Source organism: Methylobacterium frigidaeris, from assembly GCF_022179185.1.
Classification (GTDB): domain Bacteria; phylum Pseudomonadota; class Alphaproteobacteria; order Rhizobiales; family Beijerinckiaceae; genus Methylobacterium; species Methylobacterium frigidaeris.
This window is the reverse complement of the sequence record NZ_BPQJ01000100.1, coordinates 1-6,756: the sequence shown is the minus strand read 5'-3', so window position 1 is coordinate 6,756 and position 6,756 is coordinate 1. Positions and strand designations below refer to the sequence as shown.

General features: G+C 64.4%; 5 protein-coding genes and 3 pseudogenes. 5 read left to right on the top strand and 3 right to left on the bottom strand.

What is annotated here, in order from left to right; all coding sequences use genetic code 11:
- The first annotated feature begins 380 nt into the window (after window positions 1–380).
- The gene (locus MFF64_RS36220; protein WP_238193834.1) at window positions 381–1,157 is read left to right on the top strand and encodes an alpha/beta hydrolase; all 777 of its coding nucleotides are present in this window, start codon (window positions 381–383) and stop codon (window positions 1,155–1,157) included.
- A 348-nt stretch (window positions 1,158–1,505) separates the two neighbouring features.
- Here the strand turns inward: MFF64_RS36220 and MFF64_RS36215 are convergent, their stop codons facing one another.
- Together MFF64_RS36215 and MFF64_RS36210 are read right to left on the bottom strand one after the other, a co-directional pair.
- Window positions 1,506–2,000: a hypothetical protein gene (locus MFF64_RS36215; RefSeq protein ID WP_238193835.1), complete on the bottom strand. Its 495-nt coding sequence runs from the start codon at window positions 1,998–2,000 to the stop codon at window positions 1,506–1,508.
- Window positions 2,001–2,097: 97 nt separating this feature from the next.
- Window positions 2,098–2,223 (bottom strand): annotated as a pseudogene (locus tag MFF64_RS36210) (IS481 family transposase); the annotation flags it as partial.
- Between the two features lie 349 nt (window positions 2,224–2,572).
- Between MFF64_RS36210 and MFF64_RS36205 the strand changes: the two are divergent.
- The gene (locus tag MFF64_RS36205) at window positions 2,573–3,592 is read left to right on the top strand and encodes a zinc-binding alcohol dehydrogenase family protein (RefSeq protein ID WP_238193833.1); all 1,020 of its coding nucleotides are present in this window, start codon (window positions 2,573–2,575) and stop codon (window positions 3,590–3,592) included.
- A gap of 231 nt (window positions 3,593–3,823) precedes the next feature.
- On the opposite strand, the pseudogene MFF64_RS36200 reads toward MFF64_RS36205, so the two are convergent.
- A pseudogene (locus tag MFF64_RS36200) lies at window positions 3,824–4,893 on the bottom strand (IS1380 family transposase); the annotation flags it as partial.
- Between MFF64_RS36200 and MFF64_RS36195 the strand changes: the two are divergent.
- The 3 genes and pseudogenes from MFF64_RS36195 to MFF64_RS36185 all read left to right on the top strand — a co-directional run bounded on the left by MFF64_RS36195 (window position 4,814) and on the right by MFF64_RS36185 (window position 6,702).
- Complete coding sequence (locus MFF64_RS36195) at window positions 4,814–5,536, top strand: DUF4082 domain-containing protein (RefSeq protein ID WP_099901952.1); 723 nt, start codon at window positions 4,814–4,816, stop codon at window positions 5,534–5,536. The pseudogene MFF64_RS36200 and the gene MFF64_RS36195 overlap by 80 nt on opposite strands.
- A 69-nt stretch (window positions 5,537–5,605) precedes the next feature.
- Window positions 5,606–5,875, top strand: a complete 270-nt coding sequence (locus MFF64_RS36190) for a hypothetical protein (protein ID WP_099901950.1) — start codon at window positions 5,606–5,608, stop codon at window positions 5,873–5,875.
- A gap of 17 nt (window positions 5,876–5,892) precedes the next feature.
- Window positions 5,893–6,702: pseudogene (locus tag MFF64_RS36185) on the top strand (IS5 family transposase).
- The last annotated feature ends 54 nt before the right edge of the window (window positions 6,703–6,756 follow it).

Genomic DNA, 6,756 nt, shown 5'->3' with positions numbered 1-6,756 from the left:
CCATTCGGGCTTGCCTGGCACCTTCGAACGCGTCCGTTCGAAGGTGCGGCGGTATAAGTCGCTTCGGAGGACGGCGTACTGGGACCCGGCCTTCGGGTCTCGACCCGTTCTTGGTCTTGGTCCGCTCTGGGGTCGCGGCCGACATTGTCCAAGGAGCGGTGACAGACGAAGGGCTGCTCTTCGGTCGGGAGCCGAAATTCGGTAGGGGCGCATAGCCGGACAAGCGGCATGCGAGCACCTGACGTCGAGCGGGAGATCAAGCCGCATCAGCGAACGGATCCGGATGGGTTGGGTTCAGCCGTTCGTGTCGCCTGTCGCCATCATGTGCTGGTCCCGGTACGGGGTTTCATGCGCGCCTCCGCTCCGGCCGAAACTCCTTGGTGGCAGGGGGCTGGCTCGCCGTGTTCGAACGCGCTCAGCCGATCGTGGATCGCCTCGCGGGCATGAGCGATGGCGAGACCCATCAGCGAGGTCGCGCTTGCCTCGGTGACGATCTCGTCGCGCAAGGTCGCGCCGACGTGGCGGCGCAATTCCCGCGCCAGGGCATCGAGCTCGGCGCGGTCGGCGGTGCCGGCTTCATCCGCGATCGCGACGAGGCGCTTGACCAGGACATCGGATCGTGGGTCGCCTACCCCTACGCGCACGCCTACGAGGATGAATTGGCCGGCGTCGTCTTTCTTGACGCCAACATTCCAGGTGTCACCCTCCAGCCCGTGATCCGGCTCGCCGATCCGGATTATTGGCGAGGCTTCCACTTCCTGTTCAACATGATTGAAGACTTGCCCGAGGCGCTCCTCGCCGGACGGGAGCGCATCCTTATTGAGTGGTTCTTCAACCACAAGACCGCGAACGCGATGGCAACATTCGATGCAGCCGACATCGACGAGTACGAGCGCGTCTACAGTAGATTGGGTGGTATGCGTGGTATGCTTGGTTACTACCGTGCAGTTATGCAGGATATGAAGCAGAACGAGATCTTGTTCTCGCGCAAGCTCGACCTGGCGGTTCTCGCGCTCGGCGGGGACCAGGGCAGCGCTCCGGATATTTTCTCTGCAATGCAGCCCCTCGGGACGAACGTTCGTGGTGGCGTTGTCGAAAAAAGTGGACATTATATCCCCGAGGAACAACCTCATAGATTAGCAGAAATGTTGCCTTAATTCTTCAACGAAATCGAATTTGGATCATAATAAATTTATTATTCTCTTAGATATGAGCGGCATGCACGCGAATGAGTTCATTATCAGCAGATTTGGCCGATATAAAATGATTTATATTCCATAAATAAAGCAAAGCTCACTCGAATCTGTCGCCGCTGGCAACTGATATAGCTTCAAAATCATCGCGATTGCTGGCACGAACAGTGGCGCGGCGGTTCGGGGAGAGGTCGGCATCAATACGGTACCTACCCCGACCGTCGTCGCGAGCCGCTGGGGTATGTCTCCGTCGAAGTGGTAATGCCGAAGCACCTTCAAACGGACGCGTTCGAAGGTGCTGGCTAAGCCTGACTAAGCGCCGGCGCTGATGTGCCGGACGTTTTGCCGTCGATGGTTCGATGGTGAAGCCGTAATTACCCAGGGGGTGCAGCTGGTTTGGGCGTGACGCCGGGCGCGTGCTGATGCGAGCTCGCAGGGCCTCTTGCCGGGCGCCGATTTGGCTGATTCCCTCGTGAGATGGGCCGCTGCGATCTTGAGCGTTTGAGCAAGGAGGAACTGATCGAACTGGTGCTGCGCCTGCAGCGGCCGCAGACCACTGAAGCCGAAGGCTCCGTCTCGAGCGGTAATGATTATCAACACTAGCGCGACCACAGCGACGAGTGTCGTCATCTCGGCTGGGCGCGAAACCACCAGGCTTTCAAAGCCGCTTGCATCCCAAGGTCGGGCGACCGTGAGGCTGCCGAAGCTGAGGGGCTGTACGGTTTCCGTCGCGGCGACCTTCGAAGACGGCGGCAAGAGCGATGCAGACACCTTCGACATCTGCAAGGAAAAGGTGATCCGCTTCACAGATTAAGCCTTCCTCATATCTTGCGAACCGCGGCCCTGACCCTGGTCAGTTTGGCTTCAAGTCCGGCCATGTGCCGCGAATTTCATCTGCAATCTGCCGGCGGGAGGCGGCGATGACCGCCTCATCCTCTACACTCACCATGCTGGAGTGAGGCTCCTTCGGCCCCATTCGGGCGTCGGTGCTCGTCTGGCGCAAGCGCTCCTGTTGGACCATCGTCGGGCTGGCCGGATGGTAGGAGAGGCGAAACGGCGTACGCGGCTTGGCCGGCCGTCCCGAGCCTTCAGTGGCGAAGTAGAATTCCCCTGCTCCCAGCTTGCAAATACCGGCAGCCGCGCCCACACTCGCCGGCAGTATCTTGTGCGGCCGCGATGGCCGCGGATGCGCTCTGTAGGCCGAAGAACTGCGTGGTGCGGTTGAAGACGACCTGATTGTGGATTCCTCGCGGCACCTGCGCTGCCGCGATGATACCGGGTCCGTGTCCGGGGCGAGATCCGATACCGCACGTCACCATTTATCTTGGTTCGAGCGCCATACGCCCCGGCCGAGAGCGAACCGAGCATCCGAGAACGCCATGCGTGCTGTCACCTACACTGAAGGCTCATCGATCGACGCGCCGGATGCGCTCGTGGACACGACCTTCCTCGATCCTGCCCCTACTGGCCGCGACTTGCTGGTGCGGGTGCAGGCCGTTTCGGTAAACCCGATCGATACCAAGGTTCGGCAGGGCGCCTACAAGCAGGCATGCGAGCCCAAGATCCTTGGCTGGGACGCCGCCGGAACCGTGATCTCCGTCGGCCCCGAAGCGCGCCTGTTCAAGCCGGGCGATGCGGTGTTCTATGCCGGCACCCTCAACAGGCCGGGCAGCAACGCGGAGTTGCAGTGCGTCGACGAGCGCCTCGTCGGCCCCAAGCCCGAAAGCCTGGACTTCGCCGCGGCTGCGGCTCTCCCTCTGACAGCGGTGACCGCCTGGGAGATGCTGTTCGACCGGCTCGACGTGGCGAAGCCCGTGCCCGGCGCGGCACCCGCGATCCTGATTGTCGGCGGCGCAGGGGGCGTGGGCTCAATCGCGATCCAGCTCGCTCGGCAGCTCACTGATCTTACCGTAATCGCCACCGCCTCGCGTTCCGAGACGGCGCAATGGTGCCGGGATCTCGGGGCCCACCACGTTGTTAATCATGGAAGACCGCTGGCTACAGAGGTCGCTGCGCTGGGCCTCGGCGAGCCGGGCTTCGTATTCGCGACTACGGGGACGAGTGCTCACCTCCCAGAGATTATCGAACTCCTCGCCCCGCAGGGCCGCCTCGGCCCGATCGACGATCCCGCGACCCTGGACGTGATGCCGCTCAAGCTTAAGAGTCTGTCGCTGCATTGGGAGCTGATGTTCACCCGCTCGCTGTTCCGGACCGCCGATATGGAGCGCCAGCACACGATCCTCACCGAGGTGTCCCGGCTGATCGATGAGGGCAAGCTCCGCACGACGCTGAGCGAGACGTTCGGTCCGATCAACGCCGGCAATCTGACACGTGCCCACGCGCTCATCGAAAGAGGTCGGGCGAAGGGCAAGGTTGTCCTCGAAGGCTTCGGCGAGTGACCTTCGAGGAGACAATCTCGGCCCAGAGCCGGGACCATCCGCATGCGGCGCGCAGCTAGCCCGGATCATTCACGACTGCGGTGATGGGCTTTCTGCGTCTGGCGAAGCCTCGCGGCATGGTTGTGCGAACGCGCGAGATCGGCGCCCGTGCTGTTGGCCGGGGATCGGGTGCTGATCGCGGGTCTGGCGGATTACAACACGGGGTTTCGACCGGGGCAGATGCCCCACAGCTCAACAGGTGAGGCGCGGCAGGTGGTCGAGGACGAGGCGCAGGATCGCCTGATCGGGACAGGCGCTGGGCAGATGCAGCGTGACGCGGGTTTTCAACGCGACGACCCGCATGGCGAGCTTCACGAGCCGCAGCCGGAGGGTATCGAACTGCGCGACGCGCCAGCTGGAGCGCTTCGGCATGAGGCTGCGCAGCGACCACAGGATCCAGTAAGCGCCCGTGTGTAGCATCAGGCGGAACGCGTTGGCGGTCGCCTTCATGCACGACGTGCGGTCGGCCGCGAGGTGGCGCTTCCACGCCTTGATGTGGTTCTCCGCCTGACCACGCCCGCAGTAGACCTCCTCGTAGATCCTGCGCGGGTCGCCACCGGTGAAGCTCGTGACGATGAAGCGGGTGTCCGTGCCCTGCGGTCCGGCCTCGACGCGGGCGATGATGCGCTCGACGCGGGACCAGCTCCGCGCCCCGTCGAAGAACGCCTTTAACGGCGCAGCTTACTCTGATCAGGTCGGGCGGCCTGGCGGGCTGCCGTGCTCGCCTCCAGCGCCGTGACGTGCCGGCGCAGCGTCGGGGTGGCGGCGACCCCGAGGGCGAAGTCGATCCGAGCGGCGCGGCAGAAGTCGAGCACTTCGGGCGCGCAGAAGTGGCTGTCGGCGCGGATGAGGATCTGGACGCGTGGCCAGTGGCCCCGGATCTCGCGCACCAGCCGGCGCAGGAAGCTGCGGGCCTCGGCACCCGTGGGGCGACGCGCGGGCCGCAGCATGGCGGCCACGGGCCGGCCCTCGCCGCCGAATACCACGGAGGGCTGGAAGCCGTATTCGTCGTAGTAGGCGTTGAAGAGGCGCAATTGCTGCCCGCCATGCACCGGATCGAAGGTGTCGTCGAGGTCGAGCACGATCCGGCGCGGCACCTGGCGGAAGCTCGCGCAAAAGAGCCCAACCAGGGCGCGTCCCATGCGCAGGAGGGCGCGGAGGTCGAGCAGGTTCTCGAGCCGCGTGACGGTCGGCTGCGAGCAGAGCGCCGCTGCATCAGGCAGGCGGTCGAGCGCGAGCTTGAAGGCCGGATCGTGCAGCAGAGCGCTCAACAGTCAGACCAGCACCATTACCTTCACGCCGACGACCAACTACACCGGTTCGGCGGGCTTCACCTACGCGATCTCGGACGGGCGCGGCGGCACCGCCTCGGCCAATGTCGGCCTCACGGTTCAGGCGCCGAGCAGCGGGCCGGTGAGCCTGTTCTCCGCCACGGCGACGCCCGCGACGGTGAATACCAACGACGCCAGCGCGGTCGAGCTCGGGGTGAAGTTCGAGGCCTCGACCGCCGGGACCGTGAGCGCGATCAAGTTCTACAAGGGCAGCCAGGACACCGGCGCCCACACCGGCGAGCTGTGGTCGAGCACCGGCCAGCTGCTCGCCACCGCGACCTTCACCAACGAGACGGCGAGTGGCTGGCAGACCGCGACTTTCGCGAGCCCGGTGACGCTCACCCCAGGAGCGACCTACGTCGCCTCCTATTACACCAATGCCGGGCATTACTCCGACTCCAGCAACTACTTCGCCAGCGCAGTAACCAGCGGGCCGCTGACCGCGCCCACCAGCGACGCCTCGGGCGGCAACGGGGTCTACGCCTACAGCAGCAGCAGCCTGTTCCCAACGAACTCCTTCCAGCGCAGCAACTACTGGGTCGACGTCGTCTTCAACCCGCAGGCCACGGCCTGAGATCCGCATCATGCTCCCGGGCGAGAGGCCAGTTCTCACCCGAGCCGAACACAGCTGAGGAACACCCCGATGATCGATGAGATCTACTCGGACGGCATCAGCGAGATCACCGTAACGGGCTCGATCGTGCGCATCGACTTGATGAGCCTGTCGCCGTCCGACCGCGACCCGGTCAACAATCCGAAGCCGGTGCTCCGGCGGCGGATCATCATCCCGGCCGATGCCTTCGCCAACGCCGCCGACCTGATGCAGAAGGCTGTCCAGATGCTGATCGCATCCGGCACAGTTCAGGTTAGGAAAACATCAATCCTTAGAGCGCGCTATGAACTTATGACATAGCGTGGGCGTTGAGGGGTGTGAGCGCCGATCGCCCCGCCTACCCGTCCGACGTGTCTGATGAAGAATGGGCGCTGGTGGCGCCGTACATGGCGCTGCTGCGCGAGGACTCGGGCCAGCGCGACCACGAGCTGCGCGAGGTATTCAACGGGCTGCGCTACATCGTGAAGACCGGCGCGCCGTGGCGCTTCATGCCCCACGACCTGCCGCCCTGGGCGGCGGTCTACCAGCAGACCCAGCGCTGGTTGGTCGCCGACTGCTTTGGCGAGGTGGCGGGAGATCTGCGGGCCGTGCTGCGGCAGGCGGCGGAACGTGAGCCGGAGCCCTCAGCCGTCATCCTGGACAGCCACACCTTGCGCTTTTCGCCTGAGAGCGGTGAGCGGGCAGGCTACAACGGGGCCAAGCGCAAGCGCGGCTCCAAGCTGCACCTGGCGGTGGATACGCCGGGCCATGTTGTGGCGCTGCACGTCACGCCCGCCGATATCGACGACCGCAGCCAAGTCGGCGCGCTGACGGTCGCGGTGCAGGCGGAGACCGACGGGAGCGTGTAGAAGGCGTTCGTCGATCAGGGCTACACGGGCGACAAGCCCGCACGAGCGGCCGCGGCGAACGGGATTGCCCTGGAGGTGGTCAAGGCGCCGGAGGCCAAGCGCGGCTTTGTTTTGTTGCCGCGCCGCTGGGTGGTGGAGCGCTCGTTGGCCTGGGCGACGCGCTGCCGCCGGCTGGTCAAGGATTACGAGCGCTACGCCAGCACATTGGCTGGCCTCCACATGGTTGCCTTCGTCTGCGATATGCTCAGCAAAATCGAACGTACAATAATCAGTTCATAATACCGCCGCGCTTAAGCATTGACGCGTGCGATGTATGGGAAGTTGGCGATGGAG

Excerpts from the sequence above, each read along its gene's own strand:
- MFF64_RS36205 (WP_238193833.1), top strand. The coding sequence starts at position 2,573 with ATGCGTGCTGTCACCTACACTGAAGGCTCATCGATCGACGCGCCGGAT.
- MFF64_RS36190 (WP_099901950.1), top strand. The coding sequence starts at position 5,606 with ATGATCGATGAGATCTACTCGGACGGCATCAGCGAGATCACCGTAACG.